Raw genomic sequence first — 26,495 nt, 5'->3', positions numbered from 1 at the left:
CCCGCATACCTACGCCGGTTCCCGCGTTCAATGGGGACGTGACCGACTCAGCCCACTCCACACCCGTCGGACCACCACATTTCCAGTGGCCTGCGGACGTCCCGCGACCGCGATTCGGTGTCTGGGCCCCTGTGTGGGGCCCCTTCGCCAGTCGCCACTATCCCGACGACCCCTTCGATGCGTCGTGGGACCTCAACCGCCGCTACGTACTTGCCGCCGAACAACTCGGCTTCGATTCGACTCTGGTCGCCCAACACAACCTCAACCCGAACGGCGACGAGTACGCACATCTCGAAGCGTGGACGGGCGCAGCTGCGCTGGCCGCGGTCACCGAGCGTATCGAGATCATCGCCGCGATCAAGCCGTACCTGTTCCATCCCGTGTACTTGGCCAAACTGGCCACGCAGATCGCCGAGATCTCCGGCGGCAGGTTCGTGATCAACCTGGTGAACGCCTGGTACAAGCCAGAGTTGGAACGCGCCGGGCTCGAGTTCCCCGAACACGACCTGCGCTACGACTACGGGGGCGAATGGCTGTCGATCGTGTCCCGCCTCGTGGCCGGTGAGCGAGTTCGGCATCAAGGCAAGAACTTCCACATCGACGACTACATACTGCGGCCCGCCGATCCGGCGCACGCGCCACGCATCTACCTGGGTGGCGAGTCCACCCCGGCGCGCGACCTCGCCGCGTCGAGCGCCGACGCCTGGTTCATCAACGGTCAACCACCAGAGGTGGTGCGCGACCTGATCGCCGACGTCCGACGACGCCCGCGGACCCGCGACCCGCTGAACTTCGGCCTGTCCGCCTTCGTCATCGCCCGCGAAACCGAGTCGGAGGGGCTGGCCGAACTCGACCACTTCTGGCGCCTCGCCGAGGTCGACGCCCCCGAACTCGCCGACCTCGTCGCCAATGCCGACCCGAAGGCCGTCATGTTCCACACCTTCGAGAAGTACCCGCACATCGGCACCAACGGTGGTACCGCAGCTGGCCTCGTTGGTAGTTATGACCAAGTGGCGCAGCGCGTTGTGGAGTTCCACGATCTGGGCATAGAACTGTTCATGCTGCAGTTCCAACCGGTCGAGGCCGAGATGCGGCGGTTCGCCGAACATGTGCTGCCGAGGGTCGCCGCGTTGATCGCCGAACGTGACGCCAGCGGTCACCGTGGAGAACTGATTGCGGCGGGCGACGGACCCGTCTCGTGACCCTGCAACTGGACAAACGTGTCACCGCTTCTCCCACTGCGGCTTCCGGCTCGGCCCGACAACCCGCGACCGCACCGACAACGTCACCTGCACGCACCGCGCATCCGGTCCGACGCCTGCTGCCCAGCGGACGCGCCGCCCGAGTGTTCCGGCAATCCGTCGGACTCGTTCTGGTGGTGGTCATCTGGCAACTCGGCGCGCGCAGCTGGCTCGGCCCCACCACACCGGCACCCACCGAGGTGATCAACGCCGGAGCCGATCTCATCCGCACCGGCGAACTGTGGCACCACCTGGCCGCGTCGACGCGCCGCGTCGCGATCGGACTTGCCATCGGCATCACCATCGGCGTGGTCCTCGGCGCCGCCGCCGGGACCGTCCGCATCGCCGAAGACCTGGTCAACGCGCCGATCCAGGTGCTGCGCATGATGCCCGCGGTCGCGCTGGTACCCGTGTTCATCATCTGGTTCGGCATCGACGACACGTTCAAGATCGCGCTGATCATCGTCGCACCGATCTTCCCGATGTATGTCAACGTGTTCGCGGGCATCCGCAACGTCGACCACAAGCTCATCGAAGCAGCGCACTCGCTCGATCTGACGCGCGCCGAGATGCTGCGCTTCATCGTGCTGCCCGGTGCCCTACCGCAAACCTTCGTCGGGCTCCGACAGGCGCTCGGGATCGGCTGGCTGGTGCTGGTCGTCGCCGAGATGCAGACCACCACGGTCGGTCTGGGTTTCGTGATGAACGACGCGAAAGAGTACCTGCGCACCGATCAGATCTTCCTCGTGCTCGTCATCTACGCCGTCCTCGGACTACTCACCGACACGGCGGTCAAAGTGCTCGAGCACCGTTTCCTGTCCTGGCGCAACGGATTCCAGGGGGCCTGATGACAACGTCGACAACCCTTGGCGCCGACGGGGCGGTCGAGGTCCGTGACGCCGGACGCAGCTTTGGCGATCGGGAGATCCTACGCGAAGTGGACCTCACGATCGCACCCGGCGAGTTCGTCGCACTGCTCGGGGCCAGCGGATCCGGCAAGAGCACCCTCCTGCGCGCCATCGGCGGACTCGACGACGGGTTCACCGGGACCATCAGCGCTCCGGCGTCCAAAGCCATTGCCTTCCAGGAGCACCGACTGGTGCCCTGGCAACCGGTCTGGCGCAACGTCGCTCTCGGGTTGCGCGGCCGCGACGCCAAGTCCCGGGCTCTCGAGGCACTCACCGAGGTCGGTCTGCGGGACAAGGCCGACGTGTGGCCGTCGACGTTGTCGGGGGGAGAATCACAACGCGTCGCGCTTGCCCGCGCACTGGTCCGAGAACCGCGTCTGCTGCTGCTCGATGAGCCGTTCGGCGCGCTCGACGCCCTGACACGGGGCACCGCGCAGCGCCTCGTCGAACGTCTGTGGCAGCACCACCGGCCTGCGACGCTGCTGGTCACCCACGACGTCGAGGAGGCCGTTCTACTCGCCGACCGAGCCCTCGTCCTGCGCGACCACCACGTTGCCGAGGAAGTCGTGATCGACCTGCCTCGTCCGCGATCCGTCGTCGACCCCGAGTTCGTCGCTCTCCGTTATCGATTGCTGTCCGCACTGGGTGTCCAGACACCCGCACCCGCCACTACCGCGTCCGCGCAGCCGGATGCCGAGGAGACCACATGACCGAGCCCGACACCCTCACCCTGTCCACCGACGTACTGATCATCGGCGGTGGACCGGCCGCCACGTGGGCGGCGATCGCTGCGCGCGACAATGACGCCGACGTCGTTCTCGCGGACAAGGGTTACTGCGGCACCTCGGGCGCGACCGCACCCGCCGGTACCGGTGTCTGGTACGTGGCACCGGAGGCCGACGCGCGAGCCAAGGCGAAGGCATCGCGGGAACGCCTGGGCGGCAATCTCGCCGACCACGACTGGATGGATCGCGTCCTCGACCAGACCTACGCCAACATGCACCGCCTCGGCGCCGAGGGCCGCTATCCCTTCCCGGTTGATGACCGCACCGCCGAACCCATCCGGACCGGCGTGCAGGGACCGGAGTACATGCGACGCATGCGGGCGTGGGTGCAGCGCCGGGGCGTGCACATCCTCGATCACTCCCCCGTTCTCGAACTCCTCGTCGATCGCGACGGACGTGTCGCAGGTGCCGCCGGACACCAGCGACAGACCGGCCGCGACTTCCGGATCACGGCGGGTGCGGTCATCGTCGCGACAGGCGGATGCGCATTTCTGTCACGGGCGTTGGGCACCAACAACAACACCGGCGACGGCTTACTGATGGCCGCCGAGGTGGGTGCACAGTTGTCCGGAATGGAATTCGGGAACGCGTACGCGATCGTTCCCAAGGGTTCGACCGTCACCAAGACCGCCTACTACGGATACGCGACCTTCTATCACGCCGACGGCCGGGTGGTCGACGGCGCCGGCTCCATGAAGGGGCGGTCGGTCATCGCACGAACCCTGTTGAACGAACCGGTGTTTGCGCAACTCGACCGGGCCGACGAGACGGTCGCCGCGCAGATGCGCCTGGGTCAGCCGAATTTCTTCCTCCAGTTCGACCGACGCGGCATCGACCCGTTCACCGATCGCTTCGAGGTGGACCTGCTCGCCGAAGGAACCGTACGCGGAACCGGCGGGCTCGACATCGTCGACTTCGGTTGCTGGACCGGCATTCCCGGCCTCTACGCCGCGGGCGATGCGGCCACCCGCGAACGCATCTGCGGTGGATTCACCGGCGGTGGCAGCCACAACTCGGCGTGGGCGATGTCGTCGGGCGTGTTCGCCGGGACGTCGGCCGCACGCACATCCCACCGCGGCGTCCGCCCGAGGTTGCAGGACCTCTGCGGAGCTGGGCGCGCGGGACTTGCGCGACGGTCTGGGGACTTTGTTCCCGAAGAAGCACTTCGTGCTGCACAGGCCGAGTTGGTACCGTTCGAGAAGAACTATCTTCGGCACGGCGCGCGGATGTCCGACGCCCGTGCGCGTCTGGAAGAACTGTGGACTCGACTGTCGGACAACGACTTCGGTTCGTCGGACCCCGCTGTGCGACTGCGGACGCGGGAGGCGGCCGCCATCACCGCCACCGGCCGATGGATCTACGCATCGGCGCTGGCGCGCACCGAATCGCGCGGCATGAGCAAGCGCGAGGACTTCCCCGACCCGGACCCCGCACAACGAGGTCACGTGCTGACCGGAGGGTTGGACGAGGTGTGGGTCCAGCGGCGTCGGCCTTTGCCGCGGGTCAGCGCCGACGATGTCATCGAGGCATTCGTCGCATGATCGAACTCGTGATCGCGGATGCGTGCATCGCCTGCGACAAATGTGTGGTGGCCTGCCCGACCAACGTCTTCGACCGAGGTGACGACGGGGTGCCCGTGATCGCGCGGCAGTCGGATTGCCAGACCTGCTTCATGTGCGAGGCCTATTGTCCCACCGATGCACTGTATGTGAGTCCCGAATCCACCCCCGTCGGTGACGGATTCACCGCTCCCGAAGACCTGGTCGGCAGCTATCGTGAGCGCCTCGGCTGGGGCAAGGGCCGCAGGCCAGGCAGTCTGGTGGCCGTCGGACCGGAGATCCCGCATGGTGATCCGCCCCCACGTCGACCCGAACGACTGCGCCATCCCTGACCTACCTCTGTTCGCTTCCCAAGCTTAGGAACCCTGTTTATGCATCTCCTTCGTCGTTTCGCGCTGTTCCTTGCCCGCACGCCACTGGTCGGGCTGATACTGGCTGCCCTCGTCGGCCTCTCCTTGGCCGGCTGCACCGACCAGTCGTCGAGCGCACAACGGGACGTGATCGGAACGCTGCGGATCGGTGTCATCGGCTCGGTCAACGTCCTGACCGGGCCGCTCGGATTCGCCCACAGCCGAGGTGAACTCCTCAACGCGCTCAAGCCGCTCGGGGTCGACGCGGTGGAGGTGTACAGCTTCCCCAACGGCCCCGACCTCAACCAGGCGCTGCTCGGCGGCCGCCTGGACGTCGGGAACTACGGGGACACACCGGCACTCGTCGCCAAGGGCAGCGGCCTCGACACACGACTGCTGGCCATCACACAGTTCAACAACGACGCCGGTGTGGTCGTGAAAGATCCGTCGATCAAGTCCTTGAAGGATCTGGCCGGCAAGAAGATCGGCGTCCCGAAGGGCTCCTACATCGATCGGTACCTGCAGGGTGCGCTGCAGCAGGAGGGCATCACCGCTCAGCTGGTCCATCTGTATCCCGCCGACCAGGAAGGTCCGTTGAGTACCGGCGAGATCGCCGGCGCGGCTCTGCCCGGGGTGATCCCGTCGGTCGCCTTGCAGTCGTTCCAGCGCAAGGGATACCGCCTGGTGGATTCGGTCTACACCAACCATCCGGGGCTGGCCGGCACGAGCGTGTCGGTGGCGGCCAACCCGTTCCTCGCCAAGCAGCCCGACTTCGGCGCAGCGTGGCAAAAGCTGATCGCGGACTCCGTCATCTACGCGAAGGCGCACTGGGACGAGTACCTCGCGTTCGAGATCAAGAACTCCAAGGCCAACCCGGCCGACATCCGCGCCGCCGCCAACCCGGGAGGCTATGCCCCCGAACCATTCCCGGCCGCCGGCGTCCGACTCCTCGAGGGCACCAAGGCGTTCCTAGTCGCACAAGGCAGCCTGAAGACCGACTACTCCCTCAACGAATGGCTGTACAAGCCCTCACACGCCTGACGCGAGCACGTCCCGCCGGCTAGGTGCGAGCTTGCGAGCCTCGAAGCCCCTGGCGAGACAACATCGCCGCTTGACCACTCGCTACTCCACCGGAAACCGCACCCGGCGCACGCTCCAACCCGCCGTGACCAACCGTCGTTGGCGTTGATTCTCCCGAATATCGATCGGGGGTGTGGTGGTGTCGTCCCGGCCGGGTGGCCGCAACCGATGCTTACGGCGCACCAACGCCGTGACCTGTTGCGGCACATCGTGCACCCGGTTGATCCGCGCCGGATTCGGAGGCGCACCGGGTTGCGGATTCAACGTCCACGCCGTACGCCCGGCATCCGGACCCTCCTTGACCACATGCGTGGTGTACTGCCCCGGCTCCGGACCCACCACCCGATTATGTGGACCACACGCCGGACCCAACGTATCGATGTCGGTCACCCCGCCATCGGCCCAGTCCTTGTCCGCGTGATGAATCTGCACCTTCGCCGCCGGCACACTGCACCCGGGACACGCGCACCCATCATGATGGGCAAACAACAAGAACCGCTGCGACCGCGACGCCAACCGTTGCGCCGTCCCCAAATACAACGGCTGACCCGTCACCTCCGAGAACACCGCCAAATGCAGCTGGGCCTCCGCGGCCAACGCGATAACGTCCTCGATCGGCAGATCCGTACCCGTCGCCGTCCGACCAAACCCCGCGCGCTCGGCCAACTCGGCATCGGTGATCTTCACAATCACATGCGGCGGCAACCCATTCACCGAGCTGCCCAACAGCTTCCCATCCAACGCCGCCCGCAACAACGCCCGAAACGCATCGTGATTGCGCTGCGCCGGGCACCGGTCATCCCGCTCGGCCGCCGCCGCCAACTCTTCGGCACTGACATCGTCTTTCGACCCCTGCAACGGCGTCTCATCGGCCGGATTGTTCATCCCCTTGACCGCCCACGCCGTCAACACCGTGTCGAACATCGCCCGGGTCAACGGATCCAACTGTCCACTCAGCTTCGACATCAACTGAGAATCCTGCCGCCCCAACGACACCCCGCGCCGCCGCGCGCGATCGGAGTCATCGGTCAACGTGCCATCCGGATCCAGATGCGCCAACACCCGGGTCCCCAACGCAGTGATCTCCTTCGGCGTGAACTCACGCGCATAGTCGACCATGTCCCGCTCCGCCGCCTCCACCACATCCGCAGGGATCGCCGCCGGGATCTTGTCCAAGGTGTCCAACACCGCATGCACATGATCGGCACCCACCGCACCCTGCGCCACCGCCTCGGCCAGATACGGCCGTTTCGGTTGCAGCAGTTCGCCATACACCGAGAAATGCCGGGCCACCGCCGCCATCTCCGCTATCCGCTTCCGCGGCTGCGTCACCCGCAGACGCGTCGTCAGAAACGAGTGCACCGACGTATCACCCACCAAACGGAACGCGTCCCGGTCCGAGACGTCCATCACCCGACGATGACCCGACCACGCCATCCGACGCACCGCACGCTCATGCTCCCCGGCCACCTCCACGACCTCCGCAGACGTATTACCGGTGGTGTCGACCGCATCGATGCGATCCAACAAACCATGCAACTGCCGATACAGATCGACCACATCATCCCGACCCGACGGCGCACCATCAGAATCCGGATGCTCGGTCTCCGCGCGCACCGACATCAACTCGTCGAAATCCCGCGGCACCCCCACCAACCGCGAATTCCACGCGGCGCCAGGCCCATACAACGCAGGACTCGCACGACGCTCATCCGGCACGCGAGAACCAGAACCAGAATCCCCCGAAATCTCCGCCACCCCCACGCACCTCCCCCAAGCGCCATTCGAATACCTGTTCGAGGTTACGCGGTCAACCCGACACGCGCAAGGATCCTTCGAAAATTCCTCGGGAGGCTTTCAGCCACCCATGGTGATCACAAGCCGGCCCGGCCGGTCGTCGACCCACGCTTCGGCTACGTCGCTCAGCGGTGCCGTCCGCACGTTGATCGAAAGTTCGCCGCTTGCAGCATAATCCAGAATACTCGGGAGTTCCCGCAGCATCAGCATCGGATCGATGGAACCACCACCGGAACCGCGAATCGAGATCGGCCGTGCACGTAGGATTGCCGCGTCGAGCGCGATGTCGCGGCCCGCGACCGCCCCGATCTGGAGATACTGCACGGGAGAACGACTTTCGGTGAGGCTGTGCGCCCGGAGGGCTCCAAGCGCCATCTCGGCCACCGGTCCCCACAGATAGTCGAGAACCACATCAATGCCGTCGGCGAAGGCCGCCGCGAGACTCTCGGCAGGGTCGTCGTGAATCAGCGACACCGCCACCACGCGCGGATCGTCGGCAACGCGTGCAAGCACATCAGCGTTGCGGCCCAGGGCAATGACGCGCTTGGCACCGAAGTGCAACGCGATCCGGACGGCGAGGGACCCAGACGTTCCCGTCGCGCCCAACACCGCGACCGTGCCGCCCTTCACGACATCACCACACGTGACGAGCGGCATCCACGACGACATCGCGGGATTGACGATGGCCGCAGCAACCTCGGTCGCCAGGACGTCCGGGACCGGGATTCCGAAGCCGCGCGGGACGACGGTGCGCTCGGCGATGGTGCCGTACGGGTCCGGACAACCTCCGGTGTACACGCGTTGCCCGTCGATGATGCCAACGCCATCGACGCCGGCGACGAAGGGCAACTCGTCGCCGGACGAGTAGTGGGCGCCGCTCGCGACAGACCTGACGAGCTGGTGGACTCCGGCGGCGAGCATCTCGACCTCGACGAGTCCGTCGGACACGGCGGGGTCGGGAAAGTCCGCGCAGGCGGGTGGCTTGGTGAAGTCGGTGACGACTGCAGCTTTCATGATTCGCTCCTGAACAGTGTTCAAATACTCGTCTGCTAGTGTTGTTGAACATTGTTCAGAAGTCAAGGGAGCTCAAGGACACGCAATGGCGCGCACCACCCTCAGCCGCGAAGCGATCGTCGACGCGGCGTTCGAGCAGCTCGCCGAGAGCGGCTTGGACGGCATCACCGCGCGAGCCCTGGCCGCACGCCTGGGCGTTCGGGCCGGCGCGCTCTACTACCACTTCCGCGACATGTCCGATCTGCAGGATTCGATGGCGTCGCGCATCATCGCGGAAATGCTGGCCGAGCCGATATCACCTGAGGCACGAGCCGATTGGCGGGTGCTGCTCCGCACCAGCGCCCATCACATCCGGCGCACGCTGCTGTCGTTCCGCGACGGCGCCAAGCTGGTGTCGGGCACCACCCTCGTCGACGACGAAGCGCTGCGCAGTCTCGAAGAGCCGGTGCGGGTTCTCGTCGAGGCCGGGATGTCACCGGTCGACGCTCAGCGCGCATTGCAGACGGTCAACGTCTTCGTGAGTGGCTTCGTCGTGGAAGAACAGCACCGACACCCCACCCCGGGGCATGACCGCTTCACCGCGGACGATCGACGCGCACGGCTCGATCCGGACGAGCAGCCGCTGCAGTACGCCTTGAGTGACGAGGTCGCGGACCTGCCAACCGAGGCGTTCGATTGGGGCCTGGAGGCGCTGATCGAGGGAATCGGTGTGCGCCTGAGCCTCTGACTCCCGTCGGACAGTCGCGGATCCACCGCGACTGGGCAAGCTCAGCCCCCGGCAGCAAAGAACGCCTTGGTACGGACGTTCCACAGCAGGGCAGCATAGACAGCGGCGGTCACTCCTGTGCCAATTGCCGCAAGCAACACAAGCCAAGGCTGGGTGCGGTCGACGTCGGCCTCGGCCACAGCACTCCCGATGATGTCGGTGACTCCCCCGATCGATGGAACGGGGCCAACAGAATCAGAAAACCCCCGCCCGGATGTGCCGGACGGGGGTTCTCATCGTGGTAGCGGGGACAGGATTTGAACCTGCGACCTCTGGGTTATGAGCCCAGCGAGCTACCGAGCTGCTCCACCCCGCGTTGGTGAACACCACGTTACACATACGTTCGCCTGCGGTGCAAATCGATACCTAGATGTCGCCTGAACTGGGAAAACGCGACTCACCCCGACTCCCTTCGACGTCAATCGCCGGCGAAACCGACCCCGCAACATCGACATATGCGAGCAACCCGACTGCGTGATACTCCTGTGACCGATGTCACATTTCGAGTACAATAGGCGCGCCGACGACCACCCGAGGAGGCACCATGACCACGCATCACCCGCACCGGCACGAGAGCCACGGCAATCATCCGATGAGCATCGTCGCGTTCCTGCTCATCCTCGGTGGGTTCGCCCTCGCCGCACTGTGGCTGGTCGCCATGGCGGCCGGCAACACCGGCCCGGCGATCCTGTGCGGATTGGGGATGGTCGCCGCGTTCGCGGGCGCCGTCACGATCTTCACGTCGCTGATCCACCGCTACCACCACTCACCGGTGATACCCGACAACACCCCGGCCGAGACCGACCGCTACTTGCACGAGTACCGCGACTGAGTTTCCGCCGCGCCCTGAGCGACCCAGCCCTCCGCTCCCTGCGCGACCCATCCGCTCCCTGAGGCGCGAACTTGCGAGCCTCGAAGGGCTGGCGAGACAACATCGTCATCTCACCAGGGGCTTCGAGGCTCGTCGCTTGCGCTCCTCACACCTCAGCCAGCGGTAGGGGGCTCGCACCTCAGCCATCGGTAGAAGCGCTTCCTCGCACTAGCTACGCCTGATCAACCCGCCGGCTGAGCCGCCTCGTACTGTGCGACAGCACGTTTCAGCTGTTCGAGTGCCGCGCCATAGGCCTGGAAATCGCCACTGGTCTGCGCCTGTGTCAGCTTCTGCAATGCCTCGTCCATGGCCTTGACCGCATCCCGCTGGGCGGCAGTCGGCTGCCCTCCCTGCGGTTGCGGCTGCGGTTGAGGCTGTGGCTGGTTGTCGGTGTCGGTCGGTGCCGGTTCGGGAATCCCGACAGCACCCGGGTTGATGCCGACCTGTCGCAACGCCTCCGCAGTGGTCGTCGCATAACCGATGCTCGACTGCCCATTACCCGGCTCGTAGCGGGTGATTACCCGGAACAGGCGCGGGAACGCCTCGGCCGCCTGCGCCTGCGCGTACATCGGGACCACGTACAGAATCCCGTTGTCCCCCACCGGAAGTGTCAGCAGGTTACCGAAGGTCACCGTCGCGGTGGCCTGGAGGTCGCGCTGCGATTGCGCCACACGCCCGTCGGCCTTCATCGGGTTGAACGCCTGCACGGGACCCGACCGCTGGTTGTTGCCCGGCAGTTCCTTGACGGTGATCTGCCCATAGCTTCCCGGCTCGGACGACACGGTCACGTATGCACCCAGGATGGGCCGGTCGAGACGGTTCAGCACCGAGGTCAACTGGAACGACGCCTGCTGCGTGCGTGGGTCCCTGGCCACGAAGTAATACGGCGGCTGGTCCAGACCGCGTTGTGCGGCATCGGAATTGGTGGGGTCCGGCGGAACCGACCAACGGTCGTTGCCCTGGAAGAAGGTCTGCGGTGAATCGACGTGGTACTGCGTCAGCAGCGACCGCTGGATCTTGAAGATGTCTTCGGGGTAGCGCACATGCTCGCGCAGCGATGTGTTCTGGTCGAACTCGGCGCGGCTCTTCACCGTGCCCGGGAACACCTTTCGCCAGGTCCTCAGAACCGGATCCTTGGTGTCGAACTCGTACAGCGTCACTTCACCGGTGTAGGCATCGACGGTCGCCTTCACCGAGTTGCGGACATACCCGATCGTCTTGTTGACCTGGGTGCGACCCGTCTGTCCCGGATTGAGGTCCTGGGCGTCGGCGGTCGCACTCTGCAACGACGTCGGCTGCGAGTACGGGTAGTTGTCGAGCGTGGTGTAGCCGTCGACGATCCACTTGATCGAGCCATCGGCCATCACCGCCGGGTATGTCTTGGAGTCGACAGTCAGCCACGGCGCGACCTTCTTCACCCGGTCCCGCGGGTCGCGGTTGTAGATGATCCGCGACGCGTCGGTGATCTCGCTCGACAGGATGAAGTTGCGCTCGGTGAACTTCACCGCATACATCGCGCGGGTGAACCAATTGCCCAGTCCCACACCGGCGGTGCCCGTGTAGGTGTAACGCGCGCCGTCGTCGCTGCCGCCGTCGAACTCGCGCGGCTGACCATTGTTGGAGCCGACGATCGCGTAGTCGGGATCGACCTTGGCGATCAACTCGCCGAAGTAGATCCTCGGCTGCTTCACCACGATCGGCGCGTCCTGCTGATGCTCGGCGTTGTTGACGTTGGTGGTGTCGGTGACGAAGTACAGCGGATCACCGCCGCTGTCGATGTCGTTGTCGTCGTTGTCGTTCACCGGTTCGCGGACACGGTTGGCCGGCGCTGCGACAAATCCGTCGCCGTGGGTGAATACGAGGTGCTTGTTGAGCCAGTTGGTCTGGTTGCCCTGGTACTGGCTGGGGTCGAGTTCACGGACCGACACGACGTAGTCGCGCAACTGTCCGTCGACCCGGTACCGGTCGACGGCAAGCTGAGTCGGGAAACCGTAGAAGTTGCGGCGCTGCTGCTGCTGACGGAACGTCGGCGACACCACATTCGGATCGAGGATACGAATGTTCGACAGTGTCGTGGTGTCTGCGTTCACCGTTGTCGCAGTGGCCGGTTGGGCGGTCCAGTCCCGCTGGTACTCGACATTGTCTTGGCCGATGCCGTAGGCCTGACGCGTCCCGTCGAGCGCGCGCTGGATGTATTCGGATTCCTTCTGCGCGGCGTTCGGCTTCACCGAGAACTGCTCCATCGCGAGCGGCCACCCGACGCCGATCAGCAGCGCCGAGAACAACATCAGCACCGTCGCCAGCGCCGGAATACGCAAGTCACGCAGTACAACCCCGGCGAAGAACGCCACCGCACAGATGATGGCGATGGACATGAGGATCAGCTTCGACGGCAGCACCGCGTTGATGTCGGTGTAGCCGGCGCCCGGGAAGATCTCGGCCTTGCGGTCGCTGCTCAGCAAAGAGTACCGGTCGAACCAGTAGGCAACGGCCTTGAGTAGCAAGAAGGTTCCGGCCAGCACGGCGAGCTGGATGCGCGCGGCCGTGGTCAGCGCTCCGCTGCCGCCACCGAGCCGGATTCCGCCGAACAGATAGTGGGTCACCAGGTTCGCGATGAATGCGATCACCACGACCACGAACAGCAGATTCAGGACAAACCGGTAGAACGGCAGATCGAAAGCGTAGAAGCCGATGTCGAGACCGAACTGCGGATCGCGGACACCGAAGTCCGTGCCGTGCAAGAAGACCTGCACCGTCGCCCACGAACCCTGGGCCACCAGCCCGGCGAGCGCGCCGATGATCACCGCGGGCACGATGCCGAACCATCGGACCCGCGCCATGATCGCCGTCCGATAGCGCGCCAGCGGATCGGCGGGTCCGCTCGTCGGCACGAACACCGGTCGGGATCGGTAGGCCACCGCTATCGCGCCGAAGATCAGACCGCCGACCACGATCGTGGTGATCAGGAACAGGATGATGCGGGTCCAGGCGATGGTCGAGAACACCTGCGAGTAGCCGAGGTCCTTGTACCAGAGCCAGTCGGTGGTGATCGACACCAACCGTGGCCCGACGAGCAGCAGCACCAGAATGCCGACGCCGATCCCAATGGCGATCTTGCTCCTGCGTGACAGTGTCGGCATCCCTGCCGGCCCGCGAACGCCCACCTGACCCACTCTCCAAAATTCTCAATCCGGACATGACGTCGGCTGGATCTTCCGGCCGGTCGCGCCGAGTGTCGTTGCGCCCACTCTACTGACCGCTCGAAACGTCATAACGATCACATTCGCGTGTGGGTTCCCTGCCAACTGGCTGTGGAGGGAATGATGACGGGATGACGCCTCGACGATTCTCCCCCGATGCACTCGGTTCGGCGATGCGAGAAGTCATCGACCACACCGCGGGGCTCGGTGCGCAACCGGCCGTGTTCTCGCTGGTCCCGACGTCGGTGCTGGCCGAATTGGAACCCGGTCTCGTCGCCGACGACGACGCGTCCGAACTGAGCCCCGTCCAGCAGGAGATCGACGACCTCGACGAATTCCTGGCCACCGCAGCCTGGCCGGAGGCGGTCACCGGCGCTGTGCTGACCACCCAGATCACCGTCGCACCGCCCGCCGACGCGGCGTCGCGACAAGCCGAGCAGCCCGCCCGGCTCGCCGTCGGCGTGCTGCGCGACGGACCGCGCCTCGCGATGATGCGACTGCTCACCGAACCCGCGTCCGACGAGTTGCTGACCCACCCCGACCTCGCCGTCGACCTCGTCGAAGCGCTTGCCGCGACGTTCGAGCCGGACGCCTGAGGCGAGCCCCCGACCCGCATCAGCAGTGCGTGACCGGCCGTCCGGCTCCGAGGGCGTTGAGGGAGTCGACCGCGCCTTGCAGGGAGTCGACCTTCACCAACTCGAGGCCGTCCGGTTTGTCGGAGGCGGCTTCGGAACAGTTGCTGCCGGGCACCAGGAAGACGGTCGCCCCGGCGTCTCGGGCGGCGCGGGTCTTGTGGGTGATGCCGCCGATCGGCCCGACCACTCCGGTGTCGGTGATCGTGCCGGTGCCGGCGATGAACTTTCCGTGAGTGAGTTCGCCGGGGCTGAGCTTGTCGATGACGGCCAGCGACAGCATCATTCCGGCCGACGGTCCGCCGATGTCGCCGACGGAGTAGGTGATCTTGAGCCCGGGGTCGGCGTTGACGACCGCCCCGTCGGCCCCGATGTTCGCCTTGCTGGGTTCGCGCGCGTCGGATCGCGGAATCACCGAGACTGCCGACGGAACGTTGTTGCGCACGATGTCGAGCGTGAGGGGCTTGCCGACGGGAGCCTTCTCCACCGCGTTGTCGAAGTCCTCGGCGGTCACGACAGGAGTGCCGCCGACGCGATTCACCTGGTCACCGAGTTTCAGGACGGTCGATGACGGTCCGCCTGACACTATCGTGCCGATCACCAGCTTGGTCGGCCGGTTGAGGAACCGCAGCGCCGCTGCGGTCGCGTCGTCCTCCGACCCGGTCATCTGCTGGGCGTTTTCTTCACGCACCTGGTCGGTGGTCTTGTCCGGGTCGTAGATGCGGTCGCGTGGCTGCAGTGCGTACTCGCCGGACAGCCATTTGCCCATCGCTTCGAAGAGACTCAAACCGTCGGTCACCGACACGGTGGTCAGGTTCAGGTTTCCGGTCGTCGGGTCGAGCTGGGCACCCTGGATGTCGACGATCGGGAGCGTCTGAACCTTGCCGTCCTGCCCCTTCACCTGCGCGGTCCCGAGCGTGTTCAGCGTCGGCCCGGGCCCGAGCGCGACGTAGGGCACGAGCACCTGGGTGCCGAGCACGAGAAGTACGACGAGTACCAGCGTGGTCACCGCGACCGTGGCGATCCGGCGGTACTGGGCCTGCAGCGTCATTCCGCTCACGTTAGCGATTCCACCGGCACCCCCGCATGTCTTGAGCGCACTACGCTCAACGCGAACACCTCACCCCCGATCTGGCGGTATTCGAGCGGTACCGTGGATGGCATGAGTGACCTGCCCTTCGGCTTCTCGTCGTCCGGTGACGACGACGACCGCCGCAAAGAATCCGACGGACCGGCCGGATTCGACCCGTCGTCGATGGATCCGGCTGCGCTGGGTCAGATGTTCTCCCAACTGGGCAGCATGCTCAGCGGCATGGGCGCCGGCATGACCGGCGGCGGCCAGGGACCGGTGAACTACCAGGTCGCGACCAACTTGGCTCGTCAGCAGATCGGTTCGTTCACACCCGTTCTCGCCAAGGAGACCGGCGCCGTCGCCGACGCCGTGCGTCTTGCCGACGTCTGGCTCGACGACGCGACCACCCTGCCCAGCGGAGTGTCGCAGTCGGTGGCGTGGACCCCCGTGCAGTGGCTCGAAGAGACGCTGCCCACATGGAAGGGCCTGTGCAATCCGGTCGCCGAGCAGCTCGCCCGGACGTGGCAGGACAACCTGCCCGCGGAGGCCGCACAGTTCGCCGGGCCGATGATGGGCATGCTCACCCAGATGAGCGGCATGGCCTTCGGTACCCAACTCGGGCAGGGTCTCGGACAGCTCGCCAAGGAGGTGCTCACCTCCACCGACATCGGCCTCCCGTTGGCAGCCGAGGGTGTGGCGGTACTCCTCCCCGAGGCGATCGCGAAGTTCGCCGAAGGTCTCGAGCAGCCCGCGCAAGAGATCATCGTGTTCCTCGCCGCGCGCGAGGCCGCCCACGTCCGTTTGTTCACGCACGTTCCGTGGCTCCGCCAACGACTGCTGTCCACCGTGGAGGAATACGCCCGCGGGATCAGTGTCGACTTCAGCGGAATCGCTGACGCGACGTCGAGCATCGACCCCACCGAACTGTTCTCCAACCCCGGCAAACTCGAGGAGCTGATCGGGTCGTCGGCGTCGTTCGAGCCGACCACGACACCCGAGCAGAAGGCCGCACTCAACCGGCTCGAGACCTTGCTCGCACTCATCGAAGGGTGGGTCGAATCGGTCGTCGGTCAGGCACTCGGTGACCGGATCCCGAGTACCGGCGCGCTCACCGAGACCATGCGTCGGCGTCGGGCGTCGGGCGGACCCGCCGAGCAGACCTTCGCGACCCTGGTGGGACTGGAACTGCGCCCACGAAAGGTGCGTGAGGCGTCGGATCTGTGGCGCAAGCTGCTCGATGCCTCCGACATCGCGACCCGCGACGGCGTCTGGGCACATCCCGACCTCATGCCCGACGGCGAAGATCTCGACCAACCGGCCGCATTCATCGACCGGGTCATCGGTGGTGACACCGGAGCCCTCGACGACCCGATCGCCGAACTCGAGCGGACGTTGGCGGCCGAACGCGACGACGACACCTCGGGCGAGTCCGACGACCCGCCGAAGACTCCATAGTCGTCGACGCGGGAGCCATGCCTGTGGATAACTCGCCGCCACACTGATTCGACGCGCCGCAGCCTGGCAGAGTCTGGTCATGGAGACCCGACCGGCCACGCTTCCGATGATCCAGCCCGGAACACCGATTCTCGTGCGCCCGGCCAATCGGGTACACATCGGCACCGATCCGGCCGACAGTCTCGTCATCGACGTCGACGCCCAAGTGCAGGCATCCGCGGTGGCGGACCTGCTGCGTTCCATGCAGCAGCCCTGCCGCCCGGAGGACGTCGCCATGCGTATCCGGGCCGCGGGTCTCAACACCGCCGACGTCGACGAGATCCTGTCGCGCCTGGTGTCCGCCGGAAAAGCGCGCGTGCCGGCGGCCGCGTCCGCCGAACCCGCACTGCGCGTACGTATTCACGGGCAAGGGCCACTGGCCGATCTGATCGGTTCGCTGCTGTCGGAGACGGGGATCTCCGCACGCCACACCGCACGACGCCCCGGCGCCGGAGCCATCGAGACCTGGGACACGAATCTTGTTGTCCTGACCGACTTCCTGGTGCACGATCCGAGCTTGACGAGCGCCCTGGCACGACTACGCATTCCCCACCTCCAGGTCCGGGTTCGTGATGGCGTCGGTGTTGTCGGCCCGCTCGTTCTCCCCGGCATGTCCAGTTGCCTGCGGTGCGCCGACCACCACCGCACCACGATGGAACCCGACTGGCCGTTGCTCGCCGCGCAACTCGTCCGGCAGCCCGGCTACGCGAGTTCGGCAACTATCCGCACCACCGCAGCACTCGCGCATGTCCAGATCGAGCAACTCTGCACAGCCCTGCAGAACCCGGGCCGTGTCCGTCCGGCGTCGGACGGTTCGCGACCGCTACTGTTCGACAGGGTCCTCGAGTTCCGGCCGGACACGGCACGCATCGAGTTCACGCAGTGGCCGCCGCACCCGCTGTGCGAATGTCGCCCCCGCGCCGAACATGAGGGTCCGTCATCTATTCTTGACGGGGAAAGGATGCTATGACCGACATCACCAGGGGGCAGGGTCGGCGCAACGCGAAGCTGGCGTCTCTCCCCATCGGAATGGCCGGCCGCGCGGCCGCAGGCTTCGGCAAGCGCATGGTCGGCAAGGACAAAGACCAAGTCAATCAGGAGTTGCTGGAGAAGTCCGCCGAGCAATTGTTCTCGGTTCTCGGCGAACTCAAGGGCGGGGCCATGAAGGTGGGCCAGGCGCTCTCCATCATGGAGGCCGCCATTCCCGACGAGTTCGGGGAGCCATTCCGCGAGGCACTCACCAAGCTGCAGGCCGACGCACCGCCGATGTCGGCGGACAAGGTCCACAAGGTCCTCGACCAACAGCTGGGCACCCGCTGGCGCGAACGCTTCGAGGAGTTCTCCGACACCCCGGCCGCTTCGGCGAGTATCGGGCAGGTCCACAAGGGCGTGTGGTCCGACGGGCGCACCGTCGCAGTGAAGGTGCAGTACCCGGGCGCCGACCACGCCTTGAAGGCCGACCTCAAGACCCTGTCGCGCATGTCGGGTCTGCTGCAGAAACTCTCGCCCGGCACCGACGTCAAGGCGATGATGGACGAGCTCATCGACCGGACCGAGGCCGAACTGGACTATCTCGGTGAGGCCGACAACCAGCGTGCTTTCGCCAAAGAGTTCGACGGCGACGAGCAGTTCCTCATCCCCAAGGTCGTGGCGAGCGCGCCCAAGGTGGTCGTCTCCGAATGGGTCGAAGGCACTGCGCTGTCGAAGATCATCACCACCGGCGACCAGGCGACGCGCGATGCCGCCGCCGCACGGATGGCCGAGTTCGAGGTGAGCTCACCATTCCGGTTGGGTCTGCTCCACGGCGACCCGCATCCCGGCAACTTCTTCATCGCCGACGACGGCCGCTTCGGTGTGCTCGACTTCGGCGCGGTCGGCCACTACCCCGGCGGACTGCCGCCGGAGACCGGACCAATCCTGCGACTGGCCCGCGACAAGAAGTACGCCGAACTCAAAGAGCTGATGGTGGAGTCGGACTTCATTCTGGCGTCCCGCGCCGACAAGGTGGAGGCCGCCGACATCGAGGCCTACCTGAAGCCCTACGTCGATCCGCTGTACACCGAGTCGTTCCACTTCACCCGCAAGTGGATGCAGCGCGCGGCGGGCAAGGCCACCGACGTCCGGGGTGACGTGTACAAGACATCGCGAAATCTCAACGTGCCCAAGCGTTTCGTCATGGTTTTCCGGGTACTCGGCGGCTGCGTGGGCATCGCATCACAGCTCGAGGCAAACGCACCGTACCGCGCCATCATGGAAAAGTGGGTTCCGGGCCTGGCCTGACGTCGCCCGAACCTCGACGAATAGCAATCGGTTGCCATGGCGCTCGCTTTCCGAGCGCCATGGCAACCGATTCTTCACTTCTCACGCGACCGTCTTACGCGGGCGGCCACGCGGCCGCTTGCGCGCGATGACGGTGCCGCGCTCGAAGATCTCCCCGCCCCAGACACCCCAGGGCTCGGCCCGATCCATCGCAGCCTGCAAGCACTGCGTCCGCAACGGGCACTCGGCGCACAGTTCCTTTGCGCGCTCGAGGTCGCGCGGGTCCTCGGCGAACCACAGGTCTGCATCGGCCACCTGGCAGGGCAGGTCCAATCGGCCAACCGACACGCGGTTCGCCGAAAGACAGGATTCGAGAACGCATTCGACAGTCATTCTGCTCTCCACATCTGCTCGTGATACTTGGGTGTTCTCCGACCCGAGTCCTCAATGTGGGAGAGCCGCTTCGCTTCTCATCGTGAGATGAGAACCGTGTGGGGCTTCACAAAAAGGGCCACGGGTTCGCTTCTGCGATTCGCCCGTGGCCCGAATGTCGTGGAGTCAACTACTCCATGAACTTCGATGCTGCACGGGGAACCGCTCTAGCGCTCGTGCTTCGGCGGCCGGTGCTCCGGCGAACGCTGCATGCGTTGCCGCCAGATGGAGGGCCATCGAACGCGGTACTGCGACCGCCCAGGAGCGGTCGCGACGAATCCGGGTATCGACAGCCGCAACACCGCTGATGGGTGCCGCACACGGCTTGGCCACAGGCAGGCAGCTACCGCCGGCCAGATACATATTGATTCCGTTCACTTGTCCGCTCCTTTCCTTCTCGATGGCTTCCACGTGAGCTCCTGCGATGCGATGGACACGCACCTGTCACCCCGTGCTGACTCAACCAGGGTAGGTGGTGTCCGCAGGATCGCACAACCTATTTTTGACCTGCGGTTTTCACCAAATCCAAGATCTCCTCGCCGTACTCGGAGAGCTTCTGCGCACCAATCCCGGAGATCGACACCAGCGCGGCGGTGTCGGTGGGACGTTGCTCGGCGATGGCGGTCAGCGTCTTGTCGGAGAACACCACATAGGCCGGCACCTTCTTCGTCTGCGCCCGATCGCGGCGCCACTCCTTGAGCGCCACCAGCAGACCCTCGTCGAGGTCGGACGGACAGTCCGCGCATCGGCCCAGCAGCGTCGCGGTGGAATCCATCAACCGAGTCCCGCACACGCGGCACACCGGGCCTCGCCGTGACTTACGCTCCGGCGCAACACGGGAGGCCGGAGAGTCGTCGGGCACCAGGTCGGCGAGAAAACGCGAACGGCGTCGCGGGCGGCCGCCCTCGTTACGGGCCAGTGCCCACGACAGGTGCAGATGCTCGCGCGCCCGGGTCACCCCGACGTAGAACAGGCGCCGCTCCTCTTCGATCTCGTCGGCCGAGGCCTTGATCGCCTGGCTGATCGGCAGCGAACCGTCGGTCAGTCCCACCAGGAACACCGCATCCCATTCGAGTCCCTTGGCCGCATGCAACGACGACAAGGTGACGCCCTGGACGGTCGGCGGCTGCCGCGCCTGCGCACGCACCGACAGTTCGGCGACGAGTTCAGGCAGCGTGAGGTCGGAATTCTCCGTGACCATGTCGGCGGTCAGCATCTCCAAGGCGCGCAACGACTGCCACCGGCTACGTGCCTGCGCACCGGCCGGTTCTTCGTCGGACAAACCCAGCTCGGCGAGAACCGCGCGCACGACGGTGGCAACCTCGGCGTCGGCCGGCAGTTCACGTCCGGCCATCACGGTGAGCTGCCGCATCGCCTGCCGGATCTCGGTCCGGGTGAAGAACGCCTCCCCGCCGCGCACCTGATACGGAATCCCCGCCTCGGTCAGCGCCTCTTCATAACTCTCCGACTGGGCGTTGACGCGGTAGAGGATTGCGATCTCGGCGAGTGACACCCCCGAATCCACCAGGCGCGCGATCTCAGCGGTCACCGCCGATGCGGCGGCCGGTTCGTCGTCGTACTCAGCGAATTGCGGCTCGGGGCCCGCCTGCCGCTGCCCGACCAGCTTGAGCCGTGTACCGGCGATCCGCCCGCGCGCAGCCCCGATCACCTGGTTGGCGAGATCGACGACCTGCGGCGTCGACCGGTAGTCGCGTTCCAGGCGGACCACCGTCGCATCCGGGAACCGACGGCCGAAATCCAGCAGGTACGACGGCGTCGCGCCGGTGAACGTGTAGATCGTCTGGTTGGCGTCGCCGACGACGGTCAGGTCGTCCCGGTCGCCCAGCCATGCGTTGAGCAAACCCTGCTGTACCGGGGTCACGTCCTGGTACTCATCGACGACGAAACACCGGTAGCGTGACCGGAACTCTTCTGCCACACCAGGATCGGCGGCCAGGATCTGCGTCATGTAGATCAGCAGATCGTCGAAGTCGAGCATCCGGTCACCGTCCGCCGACACCTTGGCATCCTCGTAATGCCCGTACACCGCAGCCACCTGGGAGGGCGGTGCCGGGGTGTCGCGGCCGACGCGCAACGCCGCCTCCGCATAGTGCTCGGGATCGATCAGCGACGCCTTGGCCCACTCGATCTCCGACGCGAGGTCGCGCACGGTGTCTGTCGAGGTGTCGAGTCGGGCGCGTCGCGCCGACCGTGAGACGACCGGAAACTTGTTGTCGAGCAGTTCCCACCGCGCGCTGCCGAACGCTCGCGGCCAGAAGTAACGCAGTTGGCGCATCGCTGCGGCGTGAAAGGTCTGGGCGGCAACGCTGTCGGTGCCGCGCGGGCCACCCACTCCGAGCGAGCGGAGCCGCGTCCGCATCTCACCCGCGGCGCGAGCAGTGAACGTCACCGCGAGTACCTGGCCCGGATTGACCTGGCCGCTCTCGATCAGATGCGCGATCCGCCGGGTGATCGTACGCGTCTTGCCGGTTCCGGCACCGGCCAGAACACACACCGGACCGCGAGGCGCGAGGACCGCAGCACTCTGCTCGGGATCGAGGCCTGCGGCCTGCGTTGGCGCATTGCGAAGACGACTCGGATCGGACACGCCGTCCACTATCTCACCCACCACCGACGTCTTACCCGCCATGCTGCTTCCACCGTTCTTCCGCCGGCGAAGGCGCGAGGCGCCCCTACCGATGGCTGAGGTGCGAGCCTGCGAGCCTCAAAGCCCATGGCGAGGTGGAGTTGTTGTCTCACCAGGCCCTTCGAGGCTCTCGGCCAGCGCCTCGAGCACCTCAGGGAGCGGTGGGTTGAGGGAGAAGGTCGGGACGATCAGACGCCCAGTTTGGCCTTGACCTCGGCGATCGACGGGTTGGTGGCGGTGGTGCCGTCTGCGTAGAGGACGGTCGGGACCACGTGGTTGCCGCCGTTGACGCTGCCCACGAACTCGGCCGCGTCGGGGTTGAGCTCGATGTCGATCTCCTGCCAGTGGATGCCGCTGCTGCGCAGGCCGGTCTTCAGTCGCGCACAGAAGCCGCACCACGAGGTGGTGTACATGGTCAGTTCACCAGTGTCCGAGGTCCGCGCGCCGGCCTCGTCGTCGATCACATTGCTCATGTGGTCAATAACACCACGCGGTGCCGCACTGTTCCCACCTCAACCCGCGGCCCAGGACTCGATCATCGCCCGCGCGATCGAGATGGAACCGGGCAGCCGGAGCCGATGGGTGTCAGTTGCAGGTGTCTCGGCGCCGGCCTCGGGTCGCACCCAATCGTCGCCGCGGGCGAGCGCCGCGCGGACCTCGTCGCGGTGGAACCACTGCGCGTGCCCGATCTCGCCGTCGAGGTAGTGCAGTTCGTGCTCGGGGTCGCCGATCGCGGCGAAACCCAGCATCAGCGATCGCGGGAACGGCCACGGCTGGCTGCCGAGGTAGCGCGGTTCGGTGACGGTGATGCCCACTTCCTCGTGGACCTCGCGAATCACGCACTGCTCCAACGACTCTCCCGGCTCGACGAATCCGGCGAGCGTCGAATACCAACCCTCGGGCCACACCGCTTGCCGGCCGAGCAGCACGCGATCTCCTCCGTCGTGCACGACGGTGATGATCGCCGGGTCGGTGCGCGGGAATTCGTCGCGTCCGGAGTCGACACCGCGGCGTACCCAGCCGCCACGCGCCGGCGCCGTCGCTGCCCCATCGACCGGCGAATAGCTCGCCGTCGCATGCCAATTCAGGATGCCGAGAGCAGTTGCAAGCAGCCCCGCCTCGTCCGCGGACAGCCGCACCGCCCCGCGTCGGGCGTCGTCGGTCGGCCCGTCGATGTGGTCGACGCGGCGCGCCCACAGGTCGCCGCCGGCCACGCCCAGCAGAATCGCGTCGCCCGGTGGCGCGTCCGCAAGGTCAGCGGCGGGGATCCAGTGCAGTCCCCCGCTGTCGTTGACCGGGTAGCGTCCATCCGCGTCGATCAGCAGAACGCGGGCGCTCGGCCAACCGGCGGACATCCGCGCCGGATCGTCGCGGATCTCGTCGGCCCGATCGAAACCCGCGCGCGAGAGCAGCGGCGGCTGACGAAGGCTGAACTCGGCGCCACTCATCGTCGACTCACTCCGCCGACCCCTTGCGCACATAGAGCAGTCGGTCGCCGACCTCGATCTGTTCGACCTCGGCGTCGTCGACCCGATGCAGTGTGCCGTTGCGGACGACACCGAGCACGATGTCGCGGGTGTGCGAGGGCGATCCACCGGATTCCGACGGTTCGACCTCACGTTCGGCGATCGCGTATCCGGCATCCGGAGTCAGGAGATCCTCGATCACCTCGACCACCGACGGGGTCATCGTCGCGATCCCGAGCAACCGTCCGGCGGTCTCCGACGACACCACCACCGAGTTGGCGCCCGATTGGCGCATCAGATGGGTGTTCTCGGATTCCCGAATCGACGCGACGATCTTGGCGCGCGGATTGATCTCGCGGGCGGTGAGCGTGGCGAGCACAGCGGTGTCGTCGCGATTGGCGGCGACGACGATGCTCGACGCGTGGGCGACACCGGCCAGACGCAGGACATCGGACTTGGTGGCATCGCCGCGCACGGTGACCAGGCCGTCGGCAGCGGCCGCTTCGAGTACGTCCGGGTTGGCGTCCACGACCACGATCTCGGCGGGCTTGATCCCGTCCCCGACCATGGCGTCGACCGCGGTGCGGCCCTTGGTGCCGTAGCCGATGACGACGGTGTGATTGCGCACGTTGTTCCTCCAACGCTGGATCTTGAGGGCTTGCCGCGATCGCTCGGTGAGCACTTCCAGTGTCGTACCGATCAAGACGATCAGGAACAGGACGCGCAGCGGGGTGATGATCAGCAGGTTGATGAGCCGGGCCTCGGGTGTATATGGCGTGATGTCGCCATAGCCGGTGGTCGAGAGCGTGACCGCCGAATAGTACATGGCGTCCAGGAAGGACAGCGGCGAGTCCTGGACGTCGCGGTAGCCGTCGCGGTCGAGGTAGACCAGGCCTGCGGTGAAGAACAGCGCGACGATGGCGAACACCACCCGCTTGCCGATGGCACGGCCAGGGCTCTGCTGCAGCTCCGGGATGCGGACGACCCCGACCAGGTCGTAATCGGGCCGATCGGCGAGTTGTTCGCCGGCGAATCGTCGGCGCAGGCGGTTACGCATGGCCGCATCGGTGCTCGAACGGTTCGCTCACACTGAGGAATCTAACGCATCGAGCTCATGGTGCGAGCTTCGCCGCGAGAGCGGTTTCGTCGGGCAGGTGGTCGGCTTGCAGGGTATGACCCGAACGGACATAGTGGAACGCCGCCTGCACGCGATCGATCGGCACCCCGGCCAACTGCGCCCACGCGATGCGATACGCCGCGAGCTGGACGAACAACGATTCGCGTCGGGCCGGTTCCGGAACCGCTCCCGTCTTCCAGTCGATCACCGTCCAGCCGCCGTCGGGCTCGGCGAACACGGCGTCGATCCGTCCCCGGACGACGATCCCGCCGATCACTGTCTCGAACGGCACCTCCACCTCGCTCGGGCTGCGCGACGCCCACGGCGAGGCGAGGAACGCCTCACGCAGGGCCTCGAGGTCGGTGTCGGGGGCGGCAGCGGCGTCCGCGGCTCCGGGCAGTTCGTCGATGTCGAGGAGTCGGGTGGCGCCGAACCATCGCTCCACCCAGGCGTGGAAAGCGGTGCCGCGCCGTGCGGTCGGGTTGGGCCGGAAGGGGGTCGGACGCCGCAACCGGCGCGCGAACTCATCGGAATCGATGTCGAGTTCGACGAGCTGACTGACCGACAGATGGGTCGGCAACTCGACCTCCACGAGTGCCTGATTCCCGGCCCGGTGTTCGGCCAGCAACGCCGACACCTCGGCCTCCCACGCCGCCACCTCGTCATCGTCGGTCTGTGCCCCGCTCTCGGCCGACGGTGCGTCGTCGAACAGCGTGGGCAGATCGCGGCCGGCGATCTCGGCGAGCACGAGGTCGGCGGCCGTCTGCACCGAATCCCGGTGTCCGATCAGTGGATCCGCCGGCCACGGCGCGGCCACCACATGCTCCGCGAGCGGATTGGCTGCGCCGTCCTCCGGGTCGGGTGCGATGGTGTCGACCGTGAGGCCGTCGGAGTTCGCCGTGGGGTCGGCGATGGTCGAGGAGATCTCGGCGAGCAACTCGGCGAAGAAGTCCGATCCGCCGCGCGGCTTGTCCCCGGTCTCCGACCACTGGTGCGCCGAGATGTAGAGGTCGTGGCGCGCTCGGGTCAGCGCCACATAGAGGAGTCGGCGGTCTTCCTCGAGCCGCCGCTGCGCGATTGCCTCCTTGTGCTCGGTCAGCTTGTCCTCGAGTTCTTTTCGGTCACCGACCGTGTGCAGATCGAGCGTCGGAAAGCCTTCGGGATGATCGTTGCCCTGTTCCGCGGCGACCGCCAGATCTCCGCGCAGCTTGGCCGGGAGTTCCCGCGCGCTGCCCAGCCACGTCGAATCAGCCTTGCCGCCCGGGAAGATTCCCTTGCACAGATGCGGAATCGCCACGACATCCCATTCGAGGCCCTTGGCGGCGTGCACCGTGAGGATCTGGACCCGCTGGGCCGCCACCTCGATCCGGCCCGGTTCCAAACCTTTCTCGATGGCCTCGGCCGCTTGCAGAAAGGCAAGCAGGCCAGGCAGATTGGCTCCGGGACGGTCGGCGTAGTGAGTGACGTACTCGGCGAAGGCGTCCAGGTGCTCGCGACCGGTGATCGCGCCACGCATCCGCCGCGCCCGGATCTGCGCCTCGACCCCGACGCCGATCACGTTTTCGACGTCGGCGACCAGTTCCGGCAGAGGCGCACCGATGCGGCGTCGCAGCGACTCCAACTGCGCACCGAAGGCACGGATGCGGGCATATCCGTCGGGGCTGTAGCGGGTCGGCTCGCCGGGATCGATGACGGCGTCGGCGATCCCGGCGCGATCGACCACCTCGGTGGGCAGAACCGCGTCCAGTGCGGCGTCGAGTTGTTCGCGGCTGGTGACGGTGCCGCCGGCCGCTGCGATCTCTTCG

The 26,495-nt window shown here is 66.3% G+C and carries 22 protein-coding genes and 1 tRNA gene; 12 read left to right on the top strand and 11 right to left on the bottom strand.

What is annotated here, in order from left to right:
• Positions 1–38 precede the first annotated feature (38 nt).
• Genes ABZW74_RS15860 through ABZW74_RS15835 form a run of 6 tightly spaced genes read left to right on the top strand, consistent with a single transcriptional unit; the run spans position 39 to position 5,884 of the window.
• On the top strand, positions 39–1,202 hold the full coding sequence (locus ABZW74_RS15860) for an LLM class flavin-dependent oxidoreductase (protein ID WP_355277421.1): 1,164 nt from the start codon (positions 39–41) through the stop codon (positions 1,200–1,202).
• Positions 1,199–2,089 carry an ABC transporter permease gene (locus tag ABZW74_RS15855; protein ID WP_355277418.1) on the top strand — a complete coding sequence of 297 codons (891 nt, stop codon included), beginning with the start codon at positions 1,199–1,201 and terminating at the stop codon, positions 2,087–2,089. Before ABZW74_RS15860 ends, ABZW74_RS15855 begins: the two co-directional genes overlap by 4 nt.
• Positions 2,089–2,859 carry an ABC transporter ATP-binding protein gene (locus tag ABZW74_RS15850; protein WP_240861031.1) on the top strand — a complete coding sequence of 257 codons (771 nt, stop codon included), beginning with the start codon at positions 2,089–2,091 and terminating at the stop codon, positions 2,857–2,859. The genes ABZW74_RS15855 and ABZW74_RS15850 overlap by 1 nt, the downstream gene beginning before the upstream one ends.
• Positions 2,856–4,475, top strand: coding sequence for an FAD-binding protein (locus ABZW74_RS15845; RefSeq protein ID WP_355277415.1), 1,620 nt, complete (start codon positions 2,856–2,858; stop codon positions 4,473–4,475). Before ABZW74_RS15850 ends, ABZW74_RS15845 begins: the two co-directional genes overlap by 4 nt.
• On the top strand, positions 4,472–4,825 hold the full coding sequence (locus tag ABZW74_RS15840; protein ID WP_240861028.1) for a ferredoxin family protein: 354 nt from the start codon (positions 4,472–4,474) through the stop codon (positions 4,823–4,825). Before ABZW74_RS15845 ends, ABZW74_RS15840 begins: the two co-directional genes overlap by 4 nt.
• A 39-nt stretch (positions 4,826–4,864) precedes the next feature.
• Complete coding sequence (locus ABZW74_RS15835) at positions 4,865–5,884, top strand: ABC transporter substrate-binding protein (protein WP_240861025.1); 1,020 nt, start codon at positions 4,865–4,867, stop codon at positions 5,882–5,884.
• A gap of 81 nt (positions 5,885–5,965) precedes the next feature.
• Here ABZW74_RS15835 and ABZW74_RS15830 read toward each other — a convergent pair whose 3' ends face one another.
• On the bottom strand, positions 5,966–7,570 hold the full coding sequence (locus ABZW74_RS15830) for a DUF222 domain-containing protein (protein ID WP_355277413.1): 1,605 nt from the start codon (positions 7,568–7,570) through the stop codon (positions 5,966–5,968).
• A gap of 210 nt (positions 7,571–7,780) precedes the next feature.
• Positions 7,781–8,734: a zinc-binding alcohol dehydrogenase family protein gene (locus ABZW74_RS15825; RefSeq protein ID WP_240861021.1), complete on the bottom strand. Its 954-nt coding sequence runs from the start codon at positions 8,732–8,734 to the stop codon at positions 7,781–7,783.
• A gap of 85 nt (positions 8,735–8,819) precedes the next feature.
• On the opposite strand from ABZW74_RS15825, the gene ABZW74_RS15820 reads away from it, so the two are divergent.
• A complete protein-coding gene (locus ABZW74_RS15820) occupies positions 8,820–9,461 on the top strand; it encodes a TetR/AcrR family transcriptional regulator C-terminal domain-containing protein (RefSeq protein ID WP_240861019.1) in 642 nt (213 codons plus the stop codon).
• A 278-nt stretch (positions 9,462–9,739) separates the two neighbouring features.
• Here ABZW74_RS15820 and ABZW74_RS15815 read toward each other — a convergent pair.
• A tRNA-Met gene (locus ABZW74_RS15815) sits at positions 9,740–9,816 on the bottom strand.
• 228 nt (positions 9,817–10,044) lie between these two features.
• Between ABZW74_RS15815 and ABZW74_RS15810 the strand changes: the two genes are divergently transcribed.
• Positions 10,045–10,332: a hypothetical protein gene (locus tag ABZW74_RS15810; RefSeq protein WP_240861013.1), complete on the top strand. Its 288-nt coding sequence runs from the start codon at positions 10,045–10,047 to the stop codon at positions 10,330–10,332.
• 221 nt (positions 10,333–10,553) lie between these two features.
• Here ABZW74_RS15810 and ABZW74_RS15805 read toward each other — a convergent pair whose 3' ends face one another.
• A complete protein-coding gene (locus tag ABZW74_RS15805; protein WP_308221074.1) occupies positions 10,554–13,544 on the bottom strand; it encodes a UPF0182 family protein in 2,991 nt (996 codons plus the stop codon).
• Positions 13,545–13,702: 158 nt separating this feature from the next.
• On the opposite strand from ABZW74_RS15805, the gene ABZW74_RS15800 reads away from it, so the two are divergent.
• Positions 13,703–14,167: a PPA1309 family protein gene (locus tag ABZW74_RS15800; protein WP_355277408.1), complete on the top strand. Its 465-nt coding sequence runs from the start codon at positions 13,703–13,705 to the stop codon at positions 14,165–14,167.
• Positions 14,168–14,186: 19 nt separating this feature from the next.
• Here ABZW74_RS15800 and ABZW74_RS15795 read toward each other — a convergent pair whose 3' ends face one another.
• On the bottom strand, positions 14,187–15,254 hold the full coding sequence (locus tag ABZW74_RS15795) for a S16 family serine protease (RefSeq protein ID WP_240861547.1): 1,068 nt from the start codon (positions 15,252–15,254) through the stop codon (positions 14,187–14,189).
• 111 nt (positions 15,255–15,365) lie between these two features.
• Between ABZW74_RS15795 and ABZW74_RS15790 the strand changes: the two genes are divergently transcribed.
• The 3 genes from ABZW74_RS15790 (at position 15,366) to ABZW74_RS15780 (ending at position 19,049) form a co-directional block, all read left to right on the top strand.
• Positions 15,366–16,730, top strand: a complete 1,365-nt coding sequence (locus ABZW74_RS15790; protein ID WP_240861550.1) for a zinc-dependent metalloprotease — start codon at positions 15,366–15,368, stop codon at positions 16,728–16,730.
• Positions 16,731–16,809: 79 nt separating this feature from the next.
• A complete protein-coding gene (locus ABZW74_RS15785) occupies positions 16,810–17,739 on the top strand; it encodes a hypothetical protein (protein WP_240861552.1) in 930 nt (309 codons plus the stop codon).
• On the top strand, positions 17,736–19,049 hold the full coding sequence (locus ABZW74_RS15780; RefSeq protein WP_240861554.1) for an AarF/UbiB family protein: 1,314 nt from the start codon (positions 17,736–17,738) through the stop codon (positions 19,047–19,049). The genes ABZW74_RS15785 and ABZW74_RS15780 overlap by 4 nt, the downstream gene beginning before the upstream one ends.
• Before the next feature lie 81 nt (positions 19,050–19,130).
• On the opposite strand, the gene ABZW74_RS15775 is transcribed toward ABZW74_RS15780, so the two are convergent.
• The 6 genes from ABZW74_RS15775 to ABZW74_RS15750 form a co-directional block, all read right to left on the bottom strand.
• The gene (locus ABZW74_RS15775; RefSeq protein WP_240861559.1) at positions 19,131–19,421 is read right to left on the bottom strand and encodes a WhiB family transcriptional regulator; all 291 of its coding nucleotides are present in this window, start codon (positions 19,419–19,421) and stop codon (positions 19,131–19,133) included.
• A 535-nt stretch (positions 19,422–19,956) separates the two neighbouring features.
• Positions 19,957–22,110 carry an ATP-dependent DNA helicase UvrD2 gene (locus tag ABZW74_RS15770; protein ID WP_355277403.1) on the bottom strand — a complete coding sequence of 718 codons (2,154 nt, stop codon included), beginning with the start codon at positions 22,108–22,110 and terminating at the stop codon, positions 19,957–19,959.
• A 185-nt stretch (positions 22,111–22,295) separates the two neighbouring features.
• Complete coding sequence (locus ABZW74_RS15765; RefSeq protein ID WP_240861564.1) at positions 22,296–22,580, bottom strand: mycoredoxin; 285 nt, start codon at positions 22,578–22,580, stop codon at positions 22,296–22,298.
• A gap of 39 nt (positions 22,581–22,619) precedes the next feature.
• Complete coding sequence (gene nudC, locus ABZW74_RS15760) at positions 22,620–23,555, bottom strand: NAD(+) diphosphatase (protein ID WP_355277400.1); 936 nt, start codon at positions 23,553–23,555, stop codon at positions 22,620–22,622.
• 7 nt (positions 23,556–23,562) lie between these two features.
• Positions 23,563–24,630, bottom strand: coding sequence for a potassium channel family protein (locus tag ABZW74_RS15755; protein WP_240861570.1), 1,068 nt, complete (start codon positions 24,628–24,630; stop codon positions 23,563–23,565).
• A 55-nt stretch (positions 24,631–24,685) separates the two neighbouring features.
• Positions 24,686–26,495: 3'-5' exonuclease (locus tag ABZW74_RS15750; protein ID WP_355277397.1), on the bottom strand; the 1,810-nt coding region annotated here is incomplete at its 5' end.

This window comes from Gordonia sp. NPDC003585 (genome assembly GCF_040610755.1).
Lineage (GTDB): Bacteria > Actinomycetota > Actinomycetes > Mycobacteriales > Mycobacteriaceae > Gordonia.
Note: the sequence above shows the minus strand (reverse complement) of the source record. Positions and strands in the feature narration are given on the sequence as shown.

Excerpts from the sequence above, each read along its gene's own strand:
- ABZW74_RS15850 (WP_240861031.1), top strand. The coding sequence starts at position 2,089 with ATGACAACGTCGACAACCCTTGGCGCCGACGGGGCGGTCGAGGTCCGT.
- ABZW74_RS15765 (WP_240861564.1), bottom strand. The coding sequence starts at position 22,580 with ATGAGCAATGTGATCGACGACGAGGCCGGCGCGCGGACCTCGGACACT.
- nudC (WP_355277400.1), bottom strand. The coding sequence starts at position 23,555 with ATGAGTGGCGCCGAGTTCAGCCTTCGTCAGCCGCCGCTGCTCTCGCGC.
- ABZW74_RS15845 (WP_355277415.1), top strand. The coding sequence starts at position 2,856 with ATGACCGAGCCCGACACCCTCACCCTGTCCACCGACGTACTGATCATC.
- ABZW74_RS15795 (WP_240861547.1), bottom strand. The coding sequence starts at position 15,254 with ATGACGCTGCAGGCCCAGTACCGCCGGATCGCCACGGTCGCGGTGACC.
- ABZW74_RS15800 (WP_355277408.1), top strand. The coding sequence starts at position 13,703 with ATGACGCCTCGACGATTCTCCCCCGATGCACTCGGTTCGGCGATGCGA.
- ABZW74_RS15840 (WP_240861028.1), top strand. The coding sequence starts at position 4,472 with ATGATCGAACTCGTGATCGCGGATGCGTGCATCGCCTGCGACAAATGT.
- ABZW74_RS15780 (WP_240861554.1), top strand. The coding sequence starts at position 17,736 with ATGACCGACATCACCAGGGGGCAGGGTCGGCGCAACGCGAAGCTGGCG.
- ABZW74_RS15835 (WP_240861025.1), top strand. The coding sequence starts at position 4,865 with ATGCATCTCCTTCGTCGTTTCGCGCTGTTCCTTGCCCGCACGCCACTG.
- ABZW74_RS15790 (WP_240861550.1), top strand. The coding sequence starts at position 15,366 with ATGAGTGACCTGCCCTTCGGCTTCTCGTCGTCCGGTGACGACGACGAC.
- ABZW74_RS15825 (WP_240861021.1), bottom strand. The coding sequence starts at position 8,734 with ATGAAAGCTGCAGTCGTCACCGACTTCACCAAGCCACCCGCCTGCGCG.
- ABZW74_RS15810 (WP_240861013.1), top strand. The coding sequence starts at position 10,045 with ATGACCACGCATCACCCGCACCGGCACGAGAGCCACGGCAATCATCCG.
- ABZW74_RS15820 (WP_240861019.1), top strand. The coding sequence starts at position 8,820 with ATGGCGCGCACCACCCTCAGCCGCGAAGCGATCGTCGACGCGGCGTTC.
- ABZW74_RS15770 (WP_355277403.1), bottom strand. The coding sequence starts at position 22,110 with ATGGCGGGTAAGACGTCGGTGGTGGGTGAGATAGTGGACGGCGTGTCC.
- ABZW74_RS15775 (WP_240861559.1), bottom strand. The coding sequence starts at position 19,421 with ATGACTGTCGAATGCGTTCTCGAATCCTGTCTTTCGGCGAACCGCGTG.
- ABZW74_RS15785 (WP_240861552.1), top strand. The coding sequence starts at position 16,810 with ATGGAGACCCGACCGGCCACGCTTCCGATGATCCAGCCCGGAACACCG.
- ABZW74_RS15755 (WP_240861570.1), bottom strand. The coding sequence starts at position 24,630 with ATGCGTAACCGCCTGCGCCGACGATTCGCCGGCGAACAACTCGCCGAT.